Source organism: Xanthomonas campestris pv. asclepiadis (assembly GCF_020784175.1).
Taxonomy (GTDB): Bacteria; Pseudomonadota; Gammaproteobacteria; order Xanthomonadales; family Xanthomonadaceae; genus Xanthomonas; species Xanthomonas campestris_D.
The window spans coordinates 117,256-137,267 of sequence record NZ_JAJGQM010000003.1 but is presented as its reverse complement, the minus strand read 5'-3'; the positions used below and the strand labels follow the sequence as shown (position 1 = coordinate 137,267).

Genomic DNA, 20,012 nt, shown 5'->3' with positions numbered 1-20,012 from the left:
GCGCCACGCCAGCGTGCACCTCCACCCACGTTTTTTAGCAGAGGAAACTCCCCATGAAAGCACCTGTTCGTGTTGCCGTGACCGGCGCTGCCGGCCAGATCGGCTATGCCCTGCTGTTCCGCATCGCCTCCGGCGAAATGCTGGGCAAGGATCAGCCGGTGATCCTGCAATTGCTGGAACTGTCCAATGAAAAGGCCCAGGCCGCGCTCAAGGGCGTGATCATGGAGCTGGAGGACTGCGCATTCCCGTTGCTGGCCGGCGTGGTCGGCACCGACGACGCCGAAGTGGCGTTCAAGGACATCGACGTCGCCCTGCTGGTCGGTGCGCGTCCGCGTGGCCCGGGCATGGAGCGCAAGGACCTGCTGCTGGAGAACGCCAAGATCTTCACCGCGCAGGGCGCGGCGTTGAACAAGGTCGCCAAGCGTGACGTCAAGGTGCTGGTGGTCGGCAATCCGGCCAATACCAATGCCTACATCGCGATGAAGTCGGCGCCGGATCTGAACCCGAAGAACTTCACCGCCATGCTGCGTCTGGACCACAACCGTGCGCTCAGCCAGCTGTCGCAGAAGCTCGGCAAGCCGGTCGGCGGCATCGAGAAGCTGGTGGTGTGGGGCAACCACAGCCCGACCATGTATCCGGACTACCGTTTCGCCACCGCCGATGGCGCGTCCATCGGCGATGCGATCAACGACCAGGAATGGAACGCGTCCACCTTCATCCCGACCGTGGGCAAGCGCGGCGCGGCGATCATCGAAGCGCGCGGCCTGTCCTCGGCTGCGTCGGCCGCCAACGCCGCCATCGATCACGTGCGTGACTGGGTGCTGGGCAGCAACGGCAAGTGGGTGACGATGGGCGTGCCGTCCGATGGCTCCTACGGCATTCCGGAAGGCGTGATCTTCGGCTTCCCGGTGACCACCGCCAACGGCGAGTACACCCTGGTCAAGGATCTGCCGATCGACGACTTCAGCCAGAAGTACATCGACAAGACCCTGGCCGAGCTGGAAGAAGAGCGCAGCGGCGTGTCGCATCTGCTGGGCTGAGTTTCGGCTTCGCAGCACATAAAAACGCCGGGCACTGCCCGGCGTTTTTTTATGTGTCGCTTTGGTGATGCGTTGCGTTACATGCGGTGGGCGGTGGCGCGAGAAAGCGCAATCACGCCCATCGATCGTGCAAGGCCAATGCGATACACGTTGCCGCTGCAGTGATCACACTGCGCGATGCGCTCGGCTCAGGCCAGGCCTTCTGCCTGCAGTGCGGCCTGCACATCGGCATCGTCCAGCATGCGCTGCACGAACGCAGCCACTGCGTTCAGGCCGCTCAGGTCCACGCCCGCCTTCTGCGCCCATCGCAGCGTCACGAACAGGTACGCATCGGCGCCGGTGTGGGTGTCGCCTGCCAGCCAGTTGCGCCCCTGCAGATGCGCGTCGACACGTTCGTACAAGCTGCGCAGCTTGCTGCGTGCGTCGTCATGGCTGCGCGCGATCAGCGCGTCGTCCTGCAGATAGGCGGTGCTACCGAAGATCGGCTTGAAGGCCGGATGCACATCCGCATTGGCGAAGGCGATCCAGCGATTGATCTCCGCACGGCTGCGCGCGGTGCCATCGCCGGACAGGCCGGTGAGCGGCGCGATGTCGGCGATGTAGTTGAGGATGGCGGCGTTCTGGGTCAGTGCCCAGTCGTCGACGAGCAGCAGCGGCACGGCACCGGCCGGGTTGAGGCGCAGATACTCGGGGGACTTCATCGTGGCGGCGTCGACCACCTCCAGATCGAAGGGCAGCCCCGACCAGCGCAGTACGATGTGATCTGCCAGCGAACACGCGCCCGGCTTGGTGTACAGCTTCATGAGAATTTCCGCACAAGAACGAAGACGCAAGCTTAGCGGCAACGCGTGAGTGCGTGGGCAGCGTCAGGAGGCGGTGCGCGGGCGCAGCTTCTGTACGCGATAGAACGTGTGGTCGCCGATGATGGCCACCTGATAGGCATTACGCCAGCTCGGGCTTGCGATCGCGCTTGCGGCAAAGTGACTGGCGCCCGGCACGATTTCCTTGCGTTGACCCACCGGCAGCGCCCAGTTGCGCTCTGCAGCCAGTGCCACATCCAGCGCCTTGTTCCAGGCATCGTCGTTTTTCAGCTGCGTTCCCGGAGCCACGATGGTGGGCGCGAACTGCTTGCGTGCAGTGACCACCTGACACATGGAGTCGCCCCACAAACCGCTGTCCAGCCGACGCAACGCAACTTCCGCAACGGCTTGCTGGCCGCGCAAGGTCTGATCACGCGCTTCCAGGTACACGGTGGTGCTCAAGCACAACGAATCTGCAGCCGGCTGCGGCAACAACTGCGACAGCCAAAGTATCCAAACCAGTTTCATATAACTCCTTGCTCCGTATGGGCCGATCCGCAGAGCATCCAAGGTGGATGCACCAGTACAGAGGGCTTGGCGTCATGGGGAGGCGACCTGCCACGGGTCGCCCGGTCTCCGGCGAAAGAAGATCTACCGGAGGTGCCCACCAAATGCGGTGGGTCAAAAAGTTGGCGCAAGGTAGGCGTCGATCACAGAATCGCGGCTGAATAGGCGGGGTTGACGCGTGTGATTGCTTGCTGCATCTAGGGCTTCGCTTGATGGCGACAATACGATGCATGTGTTGATGCGTCGCATCGCAGTGGCGACAGCGGTTATTGCAATGGATAGCGGCACTGTGTGCTTGCGATGTCGCGCGTCAGCGCGGTTGTTGGAGATGCGCAACGCGTTGGACGTAGGCTACGCATGCAGCGCCATTTGCAGTCTGTACTACACATCATCGTCACTGCGAGATGTGCTTGTGCGCTGGCATTTTGCCGCAGCAGCGATACATCGAGATGCGAAGGCAGAGTGCAGGAAGGAATCTCAGTGTGCGATGTTTGCTGCTACGGGAGCCGTGCATTGAGCGCTTGCCTGTGCGTCGTAGAACCCGGCGTCGCACTCTCTGGACACTGGAGGAGGCAGTCGATTGCTCGATGCAAATTGATATGCTCGATGCAAATTGATGTAGGTGAGTCTCCACAAAGCGTCATGACGCTATTTGCTGTCGCATCGCATCACCAAGTTGCTCGCCAAGCTTGCATCTGCATTACGCACAAGTGAGACAGTGCCGTTTTAGATGGCTTGTAGCGGCTGTAAGAATAGTGGCTGCACGAAGAGATGCAGCCGAGATCGCGAAGTTATCGATCATGATTCTGTCGACGCTATCAGTGGCGCATCTGCGTTGGCCGTGTGACGATTGCATCGCACGCACGCTGATGCTTTTGTCCATTCGCACGGTGTATGTTCGAACGTATGAGGTGGGTTGAATCACACGCATCAAGTTCGACATGGTGCGAAATAATTTCATGCAGACATGCATGGCGATTGCCGACGACCGCGATTACAGTCAGCACACACCTCATTCGTACGCGTTAAAATCGTTGTAGCCAGATCGAGATTTCAGGTCTGACGTGATGGCAGCGCTGCTGCAACAGGTCTGCGTTTTTTATGCATTGCAAACGCGCTGCCGATCCAGGCGATCAGCACGCATGACACGCCACAGAGCATCGGCCCCAAGGCCATCGCCCATGCCAGGTGCGCATCGTGTCCATGGTGATAGTCGGATGCGCCCAGCAGCAGTCCGATCAAGCCACTGCCGGCTGCCAGCGCGAGTTGGGCTGTTGCGGTGAGTGCGGCAGATTCGCGGGCCTGTTGTGCGGGGCCATGGCGCGAGGAAAGTTCTGCATGGCGTGCCCAGACCCATTGCCCGGCACTCCCTGCCGCCAGACCCATGCCGAAGGCCAGGCCGGCATCCAGCACGGAATGTCGAGACGTGGCGAGGGCGAAGATCAATCCCAGTCCGGACAATGCGGCTCCACTCAAGCCTAGTCGACGCATCGCCATGGTCGGCCAGCGCGCTGCCAAAGGCTGGATGAAGACGCTGCCCAACGCGTATGCAATCAATACCGCGCTGCCCCATCCGGCCGAGCCGATGCGCGACTGCGCCAGATACGGTGCCAATTTGGTGAACGTCGGCAATGCCAACGCCAGTGCGGCGATGACCGCCACGGGCAGCAGCTGATCGCGCTTCCAATTCGACCCAGCTAGCAGCGACGGAGCGGCGACAGCTGCGTGCGCGTAAGGTTGCAGTGTGTTGCGTAACCACCATGCCGACAGCAGTGCGATGCTGCTGACCAGCACGACGACCATCAACGCCGTCGATGCGGCGGCATGCGTGCCGGCCTTCAGGACCAGGCCGATCGCTGCGCTGACCACTAACGCGGCCAGCCCGCTACCGATCAGGCGCAGCGCACTGACGCCCCGCGCGCCGCGCCAGGGCCAGTGGCCCAATCCCAACAAGGTGTTCTGTGCGATGTCGCCGACTGCATAGGCAGCGTGGAAAGGCAGGCTGAGCAGCAATACGCTGATCAGCCTGACACCGGCAGGAAGCGCTGGCGTCACGAAGACCAGCGCCAGGGCGACTGCTGCCAACCGAATGCCGCGCCATTGCGAACGCCCGGCCCAGGCCAGGCTGACGCCGGCACTCCAGCGTCGCGCTGCGAACATGCCCATCCCTGCACTGACCACCAATCCGCCGGCGACCGACGCCCCGGCGGCCACCGCGCTCAATCCAACGTATTCGGTCAACGCAAAAATCAGCAGCAACTCGCCGGTGTACCACAGCAGGCTTTTACCGAAATGCGCAGCAACGTAGGCCCGCAATGCTGCCGGTGGCAGGATGAGGGGCAGCGGTGCAGTGAGGTGGGAGGGCATGTCCGGTTTATAGCCGAGCTGCGCGACAGGGAAAAGAATTCACCGGCGCCGCGCCGACCAGCGGCGTTCGCGTTGCTGTGGCCTCTAGCGCCTTGCGCAAACGCGCGTTACAACGTCGCCGCCAATCGGCAGGCCTGATTGATCGCACGCTTGGCATCCAGTTCGGCGGCGACATCCGCACCGCCGATCAGATGCGGCTGCCGGCCGTCCGCCTGCAGCGCGGCAAGCAAGTCGCGGCGCGGTTCCTGCCCGGCGCAGATCACCACCGTGCCGACATCGAGCAGTTGCTCGGTACCTTCCACGCGGATCCGCAGGCCGGCGTCGTCCACGCCAAGATATTCCACACCGCCAAGCATCTTGACGCCCTTGGCCTTGAGCGTGGCACGGTGGATCCAGCCGGTGGTCTTGCCCAGGCGCGCGCCGGGTTTGCCGGGGCTGCGCTGCAGCAGCCAGACCTGGCGGGCAGGGCGCTCGGGCTGCGGCCTGGCCAATGCGCCAGGGGTCTCGAAGCTGGGGTCCACGCCCCATTCGGCCATCCAGCGTGCCGGGTCCAGCGACGGCGATGGCCCTGTGTGCACGAGAAATTCGCCCACATCGAATCCGATCCCGCCGGCCCCGATGATCGCGACCTTGTCGGCAGCCACATGACGGCCCAGCACCACGTCGAGATAGCTCACGACCATTGGGTGATCGGCGCCGGGGAAGTCCACCTTGCGCGGCTCGATGCCGGTGGCCAGCACGATCTCGTCAAAGTCCTTCAGATCGGCCGCTTGTACGCGGGTATTCAGACGCAACTGCACCCCGGTCGCGTCGATGCGGTGGCCGAAGTAGCGCAGCGTCTCGTTAAATTCTTCCTTGCCCGGGATGCGCCTGGCGACATTGAATTGCCCACCGATTGCATCGCCTGCATCGAACAAGGTGACGTGGTGTCCGCGCTCGGCCGCTACCGTCGCGCACGCCAGACCGGCCGGGCCGGCACCGACCACCGCAATGTGCTTGGGGTCAGGGGTCGGTGCGTAGATCAGTTCGGTTTCGTGCGCCGCGCGTGGGTTGACCAGGCAGCTCGCCAGCTTGTTGTCGAACACATGATCCAGGCAGGCCTGATTGCAGGCGATGCAGGTATTGATGGCCTGCGACTGGCCGGCGCGGGCCTTGTTCGCCCACTGCGGATCGGCCAGCAGCGGTCGCGCCAGCGACACCATATCGGCCGCGCCGTTGGCAAGGATGCGCTCGGCCACGTCCGGCATGTTGATGCGGTTGGTCGCCACCACCGGAATACGCAGGTGCGGCTTGAGCTTGGCGGTCACACCGACGAATGCCGCGCGCGGGACCGACGTGGCGATGGTCGGAATGCGTGCCTCGTGCCAACCGATGCCGGAATTGATGATGGTCGCGCCTGCCGCTTCGATCGCCTGCGCCTGGGTCAGGATGTCCTGCCACTGGTTGCCGCCGTCGACCAGATCCACCAGCGACAGCCGGTAGATGATGATGAAGTCCGGCCCGCAGGCTTCGCGGATGCGTTGCACGATCTCCACCGCAAAGCGCATGCGTTTCACCGCATCGCCACCCCAGGCATCGCTGCGCTGGTTGGTGCGCGCGGCGGTGAATTCATTGATCAGGTAGCCTTCCGACCCCATCACCTCCACGCCATCGTAGCCGGCGTCGCGCGCCAGCCGCGCCGCACGCGCATAGGCTGCGATCTGCCGATCCACCGCACGTGCCGATAGCGCGCGCGGAGTGAACGGGTTGATCGGCGCCTTGAGTCTGGACGGCGCCACCGACAGCGGGTGATAGGCATAGCGCCCGGCATGCAGCAGCTGCAGGCAGATCTTGGCGCCGTGCGCATGCACCGCCTGGGTGACCTGACGATGCGGGCGCACCTCCCACGGCCACGACAACTTGCCACCAAACGGCTTGAGCCAGCCCACCACGTTCGGCGAAAAACCACCGGTGACGATCAAGCCGACCCCGCCGGCAGCGCGCTCGGCGAAATACGCGGCCAATTTGGGGAAATCGCGCGCCCGGTCTTCCAGGCCGGTGTGCATCGAGCCCATCAGGACGCGGTTGCGCAGTTGCGTGAAGCCCAGATCGAGCGGTGCGAACAGGTGCGGGTAGGACGAGACGGACGGGCCGGTGGCGGGCGACATGGTGTGGATACGCTGGCGTACGGAGTGCGCACGATGCAGGCAAACGGGCGTGGCGGCAAGTCTTGACGCGCGCGGCCGGTGCTGTCGGCAGTTTGAGACTGCGGCGGGGCAGGGCGGATGGTTTCCGCAGCGGGCCGCGCACCGGCCGGGCGCACGGCACTTCATTAGTACGATCCAGTTGCGCAAAAAGATACTGGATGAAACCGTTTCGGATATCTGGCGTTCGATCTGGCGCTCGCGGGCTTCCTGATCAGCGGCTCTCGCCGAGCAGCTGCATCCCAAGCGTCACGCTGCCGCCGTAGCCGCAATGGCGACTCTCTATAGGACAAGGCCGATCCATCCACGCGCTGCCGCGGACCAGATCGCCTTGCATGCATTGCAACTCACATGGCTGTAATTGCGCGGACGCAGCAACAACGCTGCCCGCGCGATCCAGATGCCAGTCCCGCATTGCCGCTGACTCGAGTGCGCGCGCTGTGGCCTTGCTGCCTTCTTATCTGGAAGCCAGCAGGCCCGTGTACTACGCAGCAGCCGAACTCAAGCACTAATGCCGATCACCAACCCGCCAGCACCAGCTTGCCGATCGTGCTGCCGCTTTCCAGGCGTCGATGCGCCTCGCGCAGGTGCTGCGCATTGATCGGCGACAGCGTTTCGGTATGCGTGGTGCGCAACTCGCCCGCATCGATCAGGCTGGCGGCGCGGTTGAGGATGCGGTGCTGCTCGACCATGTCCTCGGTTGCGTAGCGGGCGCGGGTGAACATCAGTTCCCAGTGGATGCCGATGCACTTGGCTTTGTAGGGGTCGCCGATCGACAGCGGGCCGCGCGGCTCCACGATCAGGCCCACATGCCCCTGCGGTGCCAGGATCTCGCCCAGTTGCTCCCAGTAGCGGTCGGTGTCGGCCAGGTTGAGCGCGGCGTCCACGCTCTGCATTCCCAAGGCCTGCAACTGCGGCTGCAGCGGCTGGTGATGGTCGATCACATGCTGGGCGCCCATCTGTCGCACCCATTCGATGGTCTCCGGCCGCGAGGCGGTGGCGATCACGCTGAAGCCGGCATGCCGCGCCAGCTGGATCGCGATCGAGCCCACGCCGCCCGCGCCACCGATGATCAACACGTGCTTGCCGCGATTGCGCGCGCCGTCGAAAGAGAACGGCATGCGCTGGAACAGCAGCTCCCAGGCGGTCAACGTGGTCAGCGGCAGGGCCGCGGCCTGGGCGAAGCTGAGCGAGGTGGGCTTGCAGCCGGCGATGCGCGCATCGACCAATTGGTATTGCGCATTGCTGCCCGGTCGGCCGATGTCGCCCGCGTAATACACCTCGTCGCCGACTGCGAACGCGGTGACCTCGGGGCCTACCTCTTCGACGACGCCGGCCGCGTCGTAGCCCAGGATCTTTGGCGCATCCAGCGGCTGCGGCTTGGGTGCGCGCACCTTGGTGTCGACCGGATTGACCGAGATCGCCTCGACACGCACCAATAAGTCATACCCCGAAGGGGCCGACGGGGCCGGAAGTTCCATGTCAAGCAGTGCGGCGGGATCGTCGATTGGAAGGTGGCGGGTGATGACGACAGCTTTCATCGGGTCGCTCCATGTGGGGAGTTCAGGGTGCGTTGTGAAGCCGTCGCGCTGCAACCACCGGCCCCACAATTCAGCTCGGACGGGGCCTGGCGTTCACCAATGTGGTTTTCGCATCATTGCGCAACTGGCCGACAGGCTCGATGCGCTACCGTATTCAACTGGCTTAATTGGGCTGCGATTCATGCAGGCGGGATGTGCAAACTGAGTGCCCGGTCCTTCCCTTCATGAAACTGTATACGTAGTATTGAAAGGGATCGCGGGCCCTGGTGATTGCTTTCACATGTTATATGACCGTTAACGCGATCTTCACTAAGGCCGGCTTAATCTGCGCCCCGATGGCTCTGGATGTGACGAGCATCTTTACCAAGAACAACGCCTCTATCGGTTTTATCTCCCAAAGAAGGAGCTGTATACACATGAACAAGAAAATTCTCACTGCCGCGTTGCTCGGCGGTCTGGCGGTTGCCCAGGCTGCTTCCGCGCAGGAGTTCGATGACCGTTGGTACCTGACCGGTAGCGCTGGCTTCAACTTCCAGGACAGCGATCGTCTGACCAATGACGCTCCGTTCGTCACCCTGGGTCTGGGCAAGTTCGTTAGTCCGAACTGGTCGATCGACGGCGAGCTGAACTATCAGAACCCGAACTTCGATGCCAACCAGGATCAGAACTGGAGCCAGTACGGCATCTCGTTCGACCTGCGTCGCCACTTCATCCAGGAAGGCCGGGGCTGGAACCCCTACCTGCTGTTCGGTCTGGGCTACCAGCGTTCGGAAGAAGAATTCGACGCGACCCCGAACCCGGTTTCGCCGGGCCAGCAGAAGGACGGCAACTTTGCCGCCAAGGCTGGTGTCGGTCTGCAGACCACCTTCGACAAGCGCGTCGCCGTGCGTGCCGAGTTGGCCTACCGCGCTGACTTCAACGACCAGAGCGTTGCTGCTCCGCAGGAAGACTGGTTCGGCGACGTGCTGGCTTCGGTCGGCGTCGTGATCCCGTTGGGACCGGCTCCGTCGACCGCTCCGCCGCCGGCTCCGGCTCCGGTTGCTCCGAGCTGCGCAGACCTGGATGACGACGGTGACGGCGTCAACAACTGCGACGACAAGTGCCCGGCTTCGCAGCCTGGCCAGACCATCGGTCCGGACGGTTGCCCGGTGCCTGTGTCGATCGATCTGAAGGGCGTGAACTTCGACTTCAACAAGTCGACCCTGCGTCCGGACGCCGTCTCGATCCTGAGCGAAGCGACCGAGATCCTGAAGCGTTACCCCGACCTGAAGGTTGAGGTTGCTGGTCACACCGACTCGAAGGGTACCGACGCGTACAACCAGAAGCTGTCCGAGCGTCGTGCGACCACCGTGTACGACTATCTGACCAAGAACGGCGTTGATGCGTCGCGTCTGGTTGGTCCGATCGGCTACGGCGAGAGCCGTCCGATTGCTCCGAACGCCAACCCGGATGGTTCCGACAATCCGGAAGGCCGTGCGAAGAACCGTCGTACCGAGCTGAACGTCCAGAACTAATTGGACTGCTAGCTGTTGCATACAAAACCCGGCCTTGTGCCGGGTTTTGTCTTTGTGGGAACCGCAAAACGTGCGCCTGTGCGGTACAAATCCTGTCTGTGTTGCCATCCAGGCACGCTTCCGGTTGAAACAGCGTTCATCGCTGCCTACACTCGCCGCGTCAACACCACACTCATAATTGGAAGAACCCGATGCTGCGTACCGCTACGGCTGGATTGCTCTGTCTCGCCTTGATTCCCGCCGCCTACGCCGCTCCGAACTGCGCCGGCAGCACGGTGTCCCAGCCGCTGCCGTTGCCCGCCACCGTCATTGCGCCGGCGGCCGCCGAGTTCTACACCCGTAGCGTGCAGCTGGGCATGCCCACCGGCGTGCTGGCACAGCCCTACACGACCGAGCAGTCGGTGGACCGCGTGTTGCTGCGTCTGCGCGTGGAAGGCTGCCAGGATCTGGCCAAGGTCATTCCGCCCGGCGGCACCGTCAATCCGAACGATCCGGCCGCCTACAAGGCCACCACCGCGTTCGACAACACGCCGTGGCGCTTTGACATGAGCCAGAACGGCAAGCGTATGACTGCCGAAGAATTCGATGCCTGGATGAAGGCGCGCGGTGTGCGTGTGGTCAAGGCACGTCCGGTGGCTGCGCCGGCTCCGGCCGCTGCGGCAACTGCAACGCCTGCGGCCGACGCCAAGTCGGTCGAAAACAAGTAAGCGGCACGGTCGGGACGGCATGACCCGGCGGCTTCCGCCGGCAACGTCCCGGCAGCGCACGCGTGGTCCGGCGGGCGCGTCACGCGCCTCCGGCATGACCACGGCGACCAGCGCGCCACGCCACGGGCTGGCGCGCGTGCTGTCCAAACTGGGCGTGTGTTCGCGTACCGAAGCGGCGCGCTGGATCGCCGCAGGGCGGGTCAGCGTGGCTGCGCGTGTGGTCCACGACCCGGAATATCCGATCCGTGCCGATCAGCACTCCACCATCCGTGTCGACGGACAGCCATTGGCCGGCCCGGCACGTTGCTATCTGATGCTCAACAAGCCGCGCGGCGTGGTCACCACCGCACGCGACGAGCAGGGCAGGGACACGGTGTATCGCTGCTTCGATGGTGCCGGATTGCCGTGGATCGCGCCGGTCGGGCGATTGGACAAGGCCAGCGAAGGGCTGCTGCTCTTCAGTAACGACCCGCAATGGGCGGCGGCGCTGACCGATCCTGCGACCGGTCCGGACAAGACCTATCACGTGCAGATCGATTGCCGCCCGAGCGCTGCGCAACTGGCGCAGCTGCAGGCCGGTGTGGTCGATCCCGATCCTGATGGCGATGGTGCGCTGCTGCGTGCCAAGCACGTTGGGGTGCTGCGCGAAGGCGAGCGCAATGCGTGGCTGGAGATCGTGCTGGACGAAGGCCGCAATCGGCAGATACGCCGCTTGCTAGCGGCGGTGGAGATCGGCGTGCTGCGGCTGGTGCGGGTGGCGATCGGCGCGCTGGCGATGGGTGAGTTGGGCAAGGGTGCGTGGCGCATGCTCAGCGCCGAGGAAGTCAGGGCGCTGACGGCGGCTCCCGCCAGCGCGCCAGACGCGCGCTGAGCAAGGCGCTGACGACTTCAAAAGCACGTGCGTCGCCGGCGCCGTTGGCATCGTGGCGGCGACCCTTGGCGTGATTGCAGCTGGCACAGGCCAGGGCGAGATTGCGCGCCGCATTCGGATCGTCGCCGACCAGCAAGCACAGGGCCGCTGCCGCGCGACGGCCAAACCAGGCCTGCGGTACCACGTGTTCCAGCGTGGTGTGCCCGAGCGGTTCGCCATCGGCGCGCAGCTGCAGGCGCCGACGACAATGCAGGCAGCGGGTTTCCCAGTTGCCGTCCGACAGTTGCGCGTGGGTATCGGTCTGCGCCGCCAGCAGCAGCCGTTGGCGCAGTACCGTGCGCATCAGTCCTTGATGACGTCGAGTTCGCGGCCGATCTTGATGAACGCATCGATCGCCTGATCCAGCTGCGCGCGGGTGTGCGCGGCACTGATCTGGGTGCGGATGCGCGCCTGCCCCTTGGGCACCACCGGGAAGAAGAAGCCGATTGCGTAGATGCCTTCTTCCAGCAGCCGCTCGGCGAACTTCTGCGCCAGCGGTGCGTCGTAGAGCATCACCGGGCTGATCGGATGCACGCCGGGCTTGAGGTCGAAGCCGGCGGCGGTCATGCGCTCGCGGAAATAGCGGGTGTTGTCGACCAGTTGCGTGCGCAGCTCGCCAGCGGCTTCCAGCATCTCGAAGGCCTTGATGCCGGCGGCCACCACATGCGGCGGCAGCGAGTTGGAGAACAGATACGGGCGCGAGCGCTGGCGCAGCAGTTCGATGACTTCGCGCCTGGCGGTGGTGAAGCCGCCCAACGCACCGCCCATCGCCTTGCCCAGCGTGCCGGTGATGATGTCGATCCGGTCCAGCACGCCCTTGACCTCGGCCGAGCCGCGGCCGGTGGCGCCGAGAAAGCCGGTGGCATGGCATTCGTCGATATGCACCAGCGCGTTGTATTTGCGGGCGAGGGCGGTGATCTCGTCGAGCGGGGCGATGAAGCCGTCCATCGAGAACACGCCGTCGCTGGTGATCAGCTTGGTCTTGCAGCCGGCCGCATCGGCGGCCTGCAGCTGCGCTTCCAGATCGGCCATGTCGCAGTTGGCGTAGCGGAAGCGCTTGGCCTTGCACAGGCGCACGCCGTCGATGATGGAGGCGTGGTTGAGCGCGTCGGAAATGATCGCGTCCGCTTCGCCGAGCAGCGGTTCGAACAGGCCGCCGTTGGCATCGAAACAGGCCGCGTAGAGGATGGTGTCCTCGGTACCGAAGAAGTCGGCGATGGTGCGCTCGAGCTGCTTGTGCAGGTCCTGGGTACCGCAGATGAAGCGCACTGAGGCCATGCCGAAGCCGTGCGTGTCCAGTGCATCCTTGGCGGCCTGGATGATGTCCGGGTGGTCGGCCAGACCCAGATAGTTATTGGCGCAGAAGTTGAGCACGCTGCGGCCATCGGCCAGGGTGATCCGTGCTGACTGCGGGCCGGTAATGATGCGCTCGGACTTGAACAGGCCCTGGGACTGGATGGTGTCCAGTTCGGCGGCGTAATGGGCAGTCAGCGCAGCGGGAGCGTTGGTCATGGCGGTCGCAGTGGCAAGAGACGCATGATTTTAACGATCACGGTGGCATACCACTACGTCATGCAAAATCGGCATAAGGTGCGGCCTTGATGTCATTTCACCGCCTGCATACCGCTGCGCAGCATGGCATGCTTGCTGTTCAGCTGCGCCCCAACGGTTTGGAGATTGCTGTGACCCACCCCCGCTTCCGTCTTGTATCGACCGTGTTGTGCAGCCTGCTGGTCCTGGCCGGCCCGGCAGGCGCGCGCGATATCGGCCTGCTCAATGTCAGTTACGACCCCACTCGCGAGTTCTACCGGGACTACAACAGCGCCTTTGCCGCGCAGTGGAAGCAGCAGCATCCGCAGGACACCGTCACGGTGGAAACCTCGCACGGCGGCTCCGGCAAACAGGCGCGCGCGGTGATCGATGGCATCGAAGCCGACGTGGTGACGCTGGCGCTGGCCTATGACGTCGATGCGATCGCCGAAAAGGCCAAGCTGATCGACAGCGACTGGGAAAAGCGCCTGCCCGACAACAGCGCGCCGTACACCTCGACCATCGTGTTCCTGGTGCGCAAGGGCAACCCGAAGAATATCCATGACTGGCCGGACCTGTTGCGCTCCGGCGTGGCGGTGGTGACGCCAAACCCCAAGACCTCCGGTGGCGCGCGCTGGAACTATCTGGCTGCCTGGGCCTACGCCGACCATATCTTCAAGGGCGACCGCGAGCGCATCATGCGCTACATGCAGGCGTTGTTCCGCAACGTGCCGGTGCTCGATACCGGCGCGCGCGGCGCCACCACCACGTTCGTGCAGCGTGGCATCGGCGATGTGCTGCTGGCCTGGGAAAACGAGGCGCTGCTGGCGCGCGAAGAGCTGGGCAAGGACAAGTTCGAGATCGTGGTGCCGAAGCTGTCGATCCTGGCCGAGCCGTCGGTGGCGCTGGTCGACAAGAACGTCGACAAGCACGGCACCCGCGATGTGGCCGAGGCGTATCTGCGCTACCTGTATGCGCCGGAAGGGCAGAAGCTGGCGGCCAAGCATTTCTATCGCCCACGCCACCCGGAATTTGCCGACCCTGCCGACCCTGCCGACCTGGCACGGTTCCCGGACATCAAGCTGGTGACCATCCAGGACGCATTCGGGTCGTGGGACAAGGCGCAGCAGGAACACTTTGCCGACGGTGGCGTGTTCGACCAGATCCAGGCAAAAAAGTAGGCGATGCAGATGTCGGTTGCACCCCACCCAGCGCCGGCACCGCGCCGACGCGTAATGCCGGGGCTGGGCTTGAGTCTTGGAATCACCCTGACCTGGCTGGGACTGATCGTGCTGATCCCGCTGCTGGGCATCTTCATCAAGACCAGCGGATTGGGCTGGGACGGCCTGTGGCGGGTATGGAGCGAGCCGCGCGTGCTGTCGGCGTTGCGGGTGAGCTTCGGCACCGCGTTTGCGGCCGGCGCCTTCAATGCGGTGATGGGCACCTGGGTGGCCTGGGTGTTCGTGCGCTACAACTTCCCTGGCAAGCGCCTGTTCGATGCGGTGATCGACCTGCCGTTCGCGCTGCCGACCGCGGTGGCCGGCATCGCGCTGACCGCCTTGTACGGCGGCAACGGCTGGGTCGGGCGCTGGCTGGAAGCGGTCGGCATCAAGGTGGCCTACACCCAGCTGGGCATCGTGCTGGCGCTGGTGTTCGTGGGGTTGCCGTTCGTGGTGCGGGTGGTGCAGCCGGTGCTGGCCGAAAGCGAGCGCGAACTGGAAGCGGCCGCTGCCACTTTGGGCGCATCGCGCTGGCAGACCGTGTGGCGGGTGGTGCTGCCGGGACTTTGGCCGGCGGTGCTGACCGGGTTCGCGCTTGCCTTTGCGCGCGGCGTGGGTGAGTACGGTTCGGTGATCTTCATCGCCGGCAACCTGCCCAATTCCACCGAGATCGCGCCGTTGCTGATCACTATCCGGCTGGAGGAATTCGACTACGCCGGCGCCACCGCGATTGCCGCAGCGATGCTGCTGCTGTCGTTCGTGATCCTGCTGGTGGTCAATACGCTGCAGGCACGCCTGCTGCGCTATCAACGGAGGACTGCATGAACGATGCTGTCTCGCCGCTGCCCGCCATGGTGCAGACCGGCCAGATGACCGAACAGGCGCGCCGTATCACCGACTCGGCCACCAACGAGCCGCGTTGGGTGCAGTGGCTGATGATTGTGGGTGCGCTGCTGTTCCTGCTGGCGTTTCTGCTGCTGCCGCTGGTGCTGGTGTTCGCCGAGGCGCTGCGGGGCGGCTGGGAGACCTTCCTGCGTGCGATCGTCGACCCGGATGCGCTGTCGGCGATCAAGCTGACCCTGATCGTCACTGCCATCGTGCTGCCGCTGAATCTGGTGTTCGGCGTGGCGGCAGCGTGGGCTGTCAGCAAGCATCAGTTCCCCGGCAAGCGCTTGCTGATCAGCCTGATCGACCTGCCGTTTTCGGTATCGCCGGTGGTGGCTGGTCTGATCTTCGTGCTGATCTTCGGCCGCAGCGGATGGGCGTGGCCGTTGATCGACGAAGGCTGGCGGCTACAGCTGCCGTTTCTTGGTGAGATGCTGATCCAGCTGCCGCGCATCGTGTTTGCGTTGCCCGGCATCGTGCTGGCAACGACCTTCGTCACTTTCCCGTTCATCGCGCGCGAGCTGATGCCGTTGATGGAGCAGCAGGGCAGCGATGAGGAGCTGGCCGCACTGAGCCTGGGCGCGAATGGTTGGCAGATGTTCTGGCGGGTGACCCTGCCCAACATCCGCTGGGGCCTGATGTATGGCGTGTTGCTGTGCGCGGCGCGCGCGATGGGCGAATTCGGTGCGGTGTCGGTAGTGTCCGGGCATATCCGCGGGCGCACCAACACGCTGCCCCTGCACGTGGAAATTCTCTACAACGAATACGCCTACAGCGCCGCGTTTGCGTGTGCCTCGTTGCTGGCATTGACGGCGCTGCTGACGCTGGCGCTGAAGACGTACCTGGAATGGCGGCACGGCGATTCGCTCGCCGCCAACCACCGACATTGAGGTGAACATGGGCATCCGCATCCACCGCCTGCGCAAGCAGTTCGATACGTTCACCGCGCTGGACGACATCACCCTGGACGTGCGTCAGGGCGAGCTGCTGGCCTTGCTGGGGCCGTCCGGTTCGGGCAAGACCACCTTGCTGCGGATCATGGCCGGGCTGGAGCATGCCGATGGCGGGCAGGTGCTGTTCGGCGACGAAGACGCCACCCGCATGAGCGTGCAGTCGCGCCGGGTCGGTTTCGTGTTCCAGCACTACGCGTTGTTCAAGCATATGGACGTGTTCGAGAACATCGCCTTCGGCCTGCGGGTGCGGCGCGGTAACGAGCGTTGGGCCGAAGCGCGTATCCGCGCACGCGTGGAAGAGCTGCTGGCGCTGGTGCAGTTGCAGGGCCTCGAGCGACGCTATCCCACCCAGCTGTCCGGCGGTCAGCGTCAGCGTGTGGCCTTGGCGCGTGCATTGGCGATCGAGCCGCGCGTACTGCTGCTGGACGAGCCATTCGGTGCGCTGGATGCGCAGGTGCGCCGCGACCTGCGCCGCTGGCTGCGCGAGCTGCATGAACGTACCGGCCTGACCACGGTATTCGTCACTCACGATCAGGAAGAGGCGCTGGAGCTGGCCGACCGGGTGGCGATCCTCAATCGTGGCCGTATCGAGCAGCTCGACACGCCGGCGATGATCTACGACAAGCCGGCCTCGCCGTTCGTGTATTCGTTCGTGGGCGCGGTGAACCGCATTCCCGGCGTGCTGGCGCAAGGCCAGATCCAGGTCGCCGGACATGCCTTGCCGGCAGCCAATGCCGCGTTGGCGGCCGGCCCGGTAGAAGTCTACGTGCGGCCGGAAGATCTGGTGCCGGACGATGCCGGTTGGCCGGCCACGGTAGCCTGGTCGCAGCGCAGCGGGGCGCGTCTGCGGCTGCGTGCGACGCTCGAGCCGGCAGGCAACGAGGTGGAAGTGGAACTGCCGGCATCGGCGGGGAGCTTCCAGCCTGGGCAGCAGCTGCGGCTGGCAGCGCGGCATTACGGTGTGTTTCCGGTCTGATTTGGGCTGGCTGGCGCCAGCCGGGAATGGTGAATCGGGAATAGGGAATTGGAATTAGCGGTCGGCAGCGGTGCGCATTGCTGTTGCGAATCCCTAATCCCCAAGCTCCACTCCCGGCCCATCAAGATTCCGCGCAGCGGGTCGATGAGACAGAAATTCGACCAGCGTCATCGGCGCTCAGCTTGTGCGCCGGGTCAAGCGAGCGCCACCTGTATGTTGCGCTGCGGTGACAGTTGGACTAATAAGGCATGGCAGCCCCGCCTTGCGCAATCCGACCGCCCATCGTTCCAGGAGATGTCCATGAAGCCGTCCTCGCTCGCGTGTTGTCTGTCGTTGCTGCTGCTTGGTGTCGCGCCGTTGGCTCAGGCCCAGGATGAGGAGGCGCCCGCCTCGCCGTTCACCGGTACCTTTGCGGTGACCAGCGACTACCTGTTCCGCGGTATTTCGCAGACCAATGAGGATCCCGCTTTCCAGGCCGGACTCACTTACACGACGCCGTTCGGCCTGTACATCGGCACCTGGACGTCCAACGTCGACTACGGTGCCGGCGATCCGGATTGGGAAGTGGATGGTTTTGTCGGCTACAACACCGATCTGGGCAACAATTTCAATTTCGATGTGATGGTCAATCGCTACCAGTATCTGGGAGCGGGTGCGTCCAATTACGCCGAGTTGATCACCAAGACCACGTTCCTGAAAACCTATAGCCTCACCGTTGCCTACACCAACGATCTCTACGGCACCAAGACCGATGGCTACTACTACGCGCTGGATGCCAACTGGTCGCTGCCCTACGATTTCACCTTCGGCGCGCATGCGGGGCACAGCGTCTATACCTCCTCGCTGAGTCAGGTGGATCACGACTACAACGACTTCGGCGTGAATGTCGGCAAGGCGTTCGGTCCGCTGGGCTTGAGCGTGGGCTATTACGACACCAGCGAAGCGGCGGAATTCGGCTTCGGCCGGCAGAATTCGCAAAACCATCTGGTGGCGACTGCCACGGTCACCTGGCCGTGAGGGCAATCGCCAAACATCGGCTTTGACGACTTGGCTGTGTGGTGATGAGGCGGCAAGAATTGATGCCCGGGCTTCTAGGTGCCTGAAGTTGAAAGACCCCAAGACTCAAATCTCGTTTGTTTTGTCTTTGAGTGATTGCAAAGTGCGGATGGATCACTTGCAGATGCAGAGCGGCTGATCTGCTGCCTGGCTGCAGGGCCCTTGCCCGCCCACCATCGCGGGACACGCTGCAAGTACGTCCTTGTAAGCTCTTACGCGGCATCCATGCGGCTCAAGGTCCCGCGACGGTGGGCGGGCAAGGACCAGTTGAGATGGTCGGTGGGTACGGTAGGAGCACTGCTTGATGCGCATTGTTCGACAATGATGCGCAGGCTCGACATCCAATGTAGGTCGAGCAAGAAGCGCTTTCTTACGCCGTCACCGACCGACTATCCGGCGCGATGTCTTCGCCGATTGCGGGACCGTTGGCGGCATGGATGCCGCCAACGAGCCTACAAGGACGTACTTGCGGCGTGTCCCGCGAGCGGTGAGGGCATCGCGCGCTCGACCAATTGAGAGCCTTGTCCGCATCCTCGCCGACCATGCGTTTCCTGAAGTGCTCCGCGCGCATCAGGATTGCTCGCCGCGTTTGTACTTCTGAAGATGGACATGCAAAAGGCGCCTCGCGGCGCCTTTCGCGTTGAAACGTATTGGCCGATCAGTTCCAGCTCAATACGACCTTGCCGGCCTTGCCTTCTTCCATCAGGTCGAAGCCCTTCTGGAAGTCGTCGATCGGCAGTTGATGGGTCAGCACCTTGTGCAGCGGGAAACCCGACAGCACCAGTTGCGTCATCTTGTACCAGGTCTCGTACATCTTGCGGCCGTAGATGCCCTGCACGGTGAGGCCCTTGAAGATGATCTTGTCCCAGTCGCAACCGGCGCCGCGCGGCATGATGCCGAGCATGGCGATCTTGCCGCCGTGGTACATGCAGTCGAGCATGTCGTTGAAGGCGCGCGGGTTGCCGCTCATTTCCAGGCCTACGTCGAAGCCTTCCATGTGCAGGTCGGCCATTACGTCCTTGAGCGAGGTCTTGGACACGTTGACCACGCGCGTGGCGCCCATGTCGGCGGCCAGCTTGAGGCGGAAGTCGTTGACGTCGGTGACCACCACATTGCGCGCACCGATGTGCTTGCAGATGCCGGCGGCGATGATGCCGATCGGGCCGGCGCCGGTGATCAGCACGTCTTCGCCGATGACATCGAACTCCAGCGCACAGTGCGCGGCGTTGCCGTAGGGGTCGAAGAACGCGGCCAGCTCGGAAGGAATCTGGTCGGGGATGGGCCACAGGTTGCTGGCCGGCATCACCATGTACTCGGCGAAGGCGCCGTTGACGTTGACGCCGATGCCGACCGTGTTGGGGCACAGGTGCGGGCGGCCGCCGCGGCAGTTGCGGCAATGTCCGCAGACGATGTGGCCTTCGGCCGACACGCGCTGGCCGACCTGGTAGCCGGTTACCGCCGAACCGAGCTCGGCTACGCGGCCGACAAACTCATGGCCGATGGTCAGACCGGGGGCGATGGTGCGCTGGCTCCACTCGTCCCACAGGTAGATATGCAGATCGGTGCCACAGATTGCGGTCTTTTCCAGCTTGATCAGGACCTCGTTGGGGCCGGGGCTGGGGACGGCGACCTGCTCCAGCCAGATGCCCTTGTTTGCTTCGCGCTTGACCAGCGCCTTCATCGTCTGCGCCATCTGGCGGGACCTGCTGAGTGAAAGTAAGGCGGCGATTATATGCGGCGCGCGGTCGACGCCATGCGGCGGT

The 20,012-nt window shown here is 63.9% G+C and carries 17 protein-coding genes; 9 read left to right on the top strand and 8 right to left on the bottom strand.

The window, feature by feature from the left end; translation table 11 throughout:
• Nucleotides 1-53: 53 nt before the first annotated feature.
• On the top strand, nt 54-1,040 hold the full coding sequence (locus tag LL972_RS02565; protein WP_024938556.1) for a malate dehydrogenase: 987 nt from the start codon (nt 54-56) through the stop codon (nt 1,038-1,040).
• Nucleotides 1,041-1,228: 188 nt separating this feature from the next.
• Here the strand turns inward: LL972_RS02565 and LL972_RS02560 are convergent, their stop codons facing one another.
• From LL972_RS02560 to LL972_RS02540, 5 genes are all read right to left on the bottom strand, one after another.
• On the bottom strand, nt 1,229-1,843 hold the full coding sequence (locus LL972_RS02560) for a glutathione S-transferase family protein (RefSeq protein WP_228326274.1): 615 nt from the start codon (nt 1,841-1,843) through the stop codon (nt 1,229-1,231).
• A gap of 63 nt (nt 1,844-1,906) precedes the next feature.
• On the bottom strand, nt 1,907-2,368 hold the full coding sequence (locus LL972_RS02555; RefSeq protein ID WP_228326273.1) for a cell wall hydrolase: 462 nt from the start codon (nt 2,366-2,368) through the stop codon (nt 1,907-1,909).
• 1,092 nt (nt 2,369-3,460) lie between these two features.
• Complete coding sequence (locus tag LL972_RS02550; protein WP_228326272.1) at nt 3,461-4,774, bottom strand: MFS transporter; 1,314 nt, start codon at nt 4,772-4,774, stop codon at nt 3,461-3,463.
• A gap of 107 nt (nt 4,775-4,881) precedes the next feature.
• Nucleotides 4,882-6,921, bottom strand: coding sequence for an NADPH-dependent 2,4-dienoyl-CoA reductase (locus LL972_RS02545; RefSeq protein WP_228326271.1), 2,040 nt, complete (start codon nt 6,919-6,921; stop codon nt 4,882-4,884).
• A gap of 554 nt (nt 6,922-7,475) precedes the next feature.
• Nucleotides 7,476-8,498 (bottom strand): zinc-binding alcohol dehydrogenase family protein, encoded by a 1,023-nt coding sequence (locus LL972_RS02540; RefSeq protein ID WP_228326270.1) that lies wholly within the window; start codon nt 8,496-8,498, stop codon nt 7,476-7,478.
• Nucleotides 8,499-8,914: 416 nt separating this feature from the next.
• Here LL972_RS02540 and LL972_RS02535 point away from each other — a divergent pair, with 416 nt between their 5' ends.
• The 3 genes from LL972_RS02535 to LL972_RS02525 all read left to right on the top strand — a co-directional run bounded on the left by LL972_RS02535 (nt 8,915) and on the right by LL972_RS02525 (nt 11,590).
• Entirely contained in the window at nt 8,915-10,012 is a 1,098-nt protein-coding gene (locus LL972_RS02535) for an OmpA family protein (protein WP_104532906.1), read from the top strand.
• 191 nt (nt 10,013-10,203) lie between these two features.
• Nucleotides 10,204-10,719 carry a hypothetical protein gene (locus LL972_RS02530; protein WP_024938551.1) on the top strand — a complete coding sequence of 172 codons (516 nt, stop codon included), beginning with the start codon at nt 10,204-10,206 and terminating at the stop codon, nt 10,717-10,719.
• 19 nt (nt 10,720-10,738) lie between these two features.
• Nucleotides 10,739-11,590 (top strand): pseudouridine synthase, encoded by an 852-nt coding sequence (locus LL972_RS02525; protein WP_228326269.1) that lies wholly within the window; start codon nt 10,739-10,741, stop codon nt 11,588-11,590.
• On the opposite strand, the gene LL972_RS02520 is transcribed toward LL972_RS02525, so the two are convergent.
• Together LL972_RS02520 and kbl are read right to left on the bottom strand one after the other, a co-directional pair.
• Nucleotides 11,544-11,933: an HNH endonuclease gene (locus LL972_RS02520; protein WP_228326268.1), complete on the bottom strand. Its 390-nt coding sequence runs from the start codon at nt 11,931-11,933 to the stop codon at nt 11,544-11,546. The two genes, LL972_RS02525 and LL972_RS02520, sit on opposite strands and share 47 nt — an antisense overlap.
• Nucleotides 11,933-13,141, bottom strand: a complete 1,209-nt coding sequence (gene kbl / locus LL972_RS02515) for a glycine C-acetyltransferase (protein ID WP_228326267.1) — start codon at nt 13,139-13,141, stop codon at nt 11,933-11,935. Before kbl ends, LL972_RS02520 begins: the two co-directional genes overlap by 1 nt.
• An 89-nt stretch (nt 13,142-13,230) precedes the next feature.
• Here kbl and LL972_RS02510 point away from each other — a divergent pair, with 89 nt between their 5' ends.
• From LL972_RS02510 to LL972_RS02490, 5 genes are all read left to right on the top strand, one after another.
• On the top strand, nt 13,231-14,340 hold the full coding sequence (locus tag LL972_RS02510; protein ID WP_228326266.1) for a sulfate ABC transporter substrate-binding protein: 1,110 nt from the start codon (nt 13,231-13,233) through the stop codon (nt 14,338-14,340).
• A 3-nt stretch (nt 14,341-14,343) separates the two neighbouring features.
• A complete protein-coding gene (cysT, locus tag LL972_RS02505; protein ID WP_119129705.1) occupies nt 14,344-15,204 on the top strand; it encodes a sulfate ABC transporter permease subunit CysT in 861 nt (286 codons plus the stop codon).
• Entirely contained in the window at nt 15,201-16,154 is a 954-nt protein-coding gene (gene cysW / locus LL972_RS02500) for a sulfate ABC transporter permease subunit CysW (RefSeq protein WP_228326265.1), read from the top strand. The genes cysT and cysW overlap by 4 nt, the downstream gene beginning before the upstream one ends.
• A 7-nt stretch (nt 16,155-16,161) precedes the next feature.
• Nucleotides 16,162-17,193, top strand: coding sequence for a sulfate/molybdate ABC transporter ATP-binding protein (locus LL972_RS02495; RefSeq protein ID WP_228326264.1), 1,032 nt, complete (start codon nt 16,162-16,164; stop codon nt 17,191-17,193).
• A 300-nt stretch (nt 17,194-17,493) separates the two neighbouring features.
• Entirely contained in the window at nt 17,494-18,210 is a 717-nt protein-coding gene (locus LL972_RS02490) for a TorF family putative porin (protein WP_228326263.1), read from the top strand.
• A gap of 697 nt (nt 18,211-18,907) precedes the next feature.
• Here LL972_RS02490 and tdh read toward each other — a convergent pair.
• Entirely contained in the window at nt 18,908-19,942 is a 1,035-nt protein-coding gene (gene tdh, locus LL972_RS02485; RefSeq protein WP_228326262.1) for an L-threonine 3-dehydrogenase, read from the bottom strand.
• Nucleotides 19,943-20,012: the final 70 nt, after the last annotated feature.

What these genes read in the sequence shown, in the direction of transcription:
- LL972_RS02565 (WP_024938556.1), top strand. Translation starts at nt 54, where the DNA reads ATGAAAGCACCTGTTCGTGTTGCCGTGACCGGCGCTGCCGGCCAGATC.
- LL972_RS02560 (WP_228326274.1), bottom strand. Translation starts at nt 1,843, where the DNA reads ATGAAGCTGTACACCAAGCCGGGCGCGTGTTCGCTGGCAGATCACATC.
- LL972_RS02555 (WP_228326273.1), bottom strand. Translation starts at nt 2,368, where the DNA reads ATGAAACTGGTTTGGATACTTTGGCTGTCGCAGTTGTTGCCGCAGCCG.
- LL972_RS02550 (WP_228326272.1), bottom strand. Translation starts at nt 4,774, where the DNA reads ATGCCCTCCCACCTCACTGCACCGCTGCCCCTCATCCTGCCACCGGCA.
- LL972_RS02545 (WP_228326271.1), bottom strand. Translation starts at nt 6,921, where the DNA reads ATGTCGCCCGCCACCGGCCCGTCCGTCTCGTCCTACCCGCACCTGTTC.
- LL972_RS02540 (WP_228326270.1), bottom strand. Translation starts at nt 8,498, where the DNA reads ATGAAAGCTGTCGTCATCACCCGCCACCTTCCAATCGACGATCCCGCC.
- LL972_RS02535 (WP_104532906.1), top strand. Translation starts at nt 8,915, where the DNA reads ATGAACAAGAAAATTCTCACTGCCGCGTTGCTCGGCGGTCTGGCGGTT.
- LL972_RS02530 (WP_024938551.1), top strand. Translation starts at nt 10,204, where the DNA reads ATGCTGCGTACCGCTACGGCTGGATTGCTCTGTCTCGCCTTGATTCCC.
- LL972_RS02525 (WP_228326269.1), top strand. Translation starts at nt 10,739, where the DNA reads ATGACCCGGCGGCTTCCGCCGGCAACGTCCCGGCAGCGCACGCGTGGT.
- LL972_RS02520 (WP_228326268.1), bottom strand. Translation starts at nt 11,933, where the DNA reads ATGCGCACGGTACTGCGCCAACGGCTGCTGCTGGCGGCGCAGACCGAT.
- kbl (WP_228326267.1), bottom strand. Translation starts at nt 13,141, where the DNA reads ATGACCAACGCTCCCGCTGCGCTGACTGCCCATTACGCCGCCGAACTG.
- LL972_RS02510 (WP_228326266.1), top strand. Translation starts at nt 13,231, where the DNA reads ATGTCATTTCACCGCCTGCATACCGCTGCGCAGCATGGCATGCTTGCT.
- cysT (WP_119129705.1), top strand. Translation starts at nt 14,344, where the DNA reads ATGCAGATGTCGGTTGCACCCCACCCAGCGCCGGCACCGCGCCGACGC.
- cysW (WP_228326265.1), top strand. Translation starts at nt 15,201, where the DNA reads ATGAACGATGCTGTCTCGCCGCTGCCCGCCATGGTGCAGACCGGCCAG.
- LL972_RS02495 (WP_228326264.1), top strand. Translation starts at nt 16,162, where the DNA reads ATGGGCATCCGCATCCACCGCCTGCGCAAGCAGTTCGATACGTTCACC.
- LL972_RS02490 (WP_228326263.1), top strand. Translation starts at nt 17,494, where the DNA reads ATGAAGCCGTCCTCGCTCGCGTGTTGTCTGTCGTTGCTGCTGCTTGGT.
- tdh (WP_228326262.1), bottom strand. Translation starts at nt 19,942, where the DNA reads ATGGCGCAGACGATGAAGGCGCTGGTCAAGCGCGAAGCAAACAAGGGC.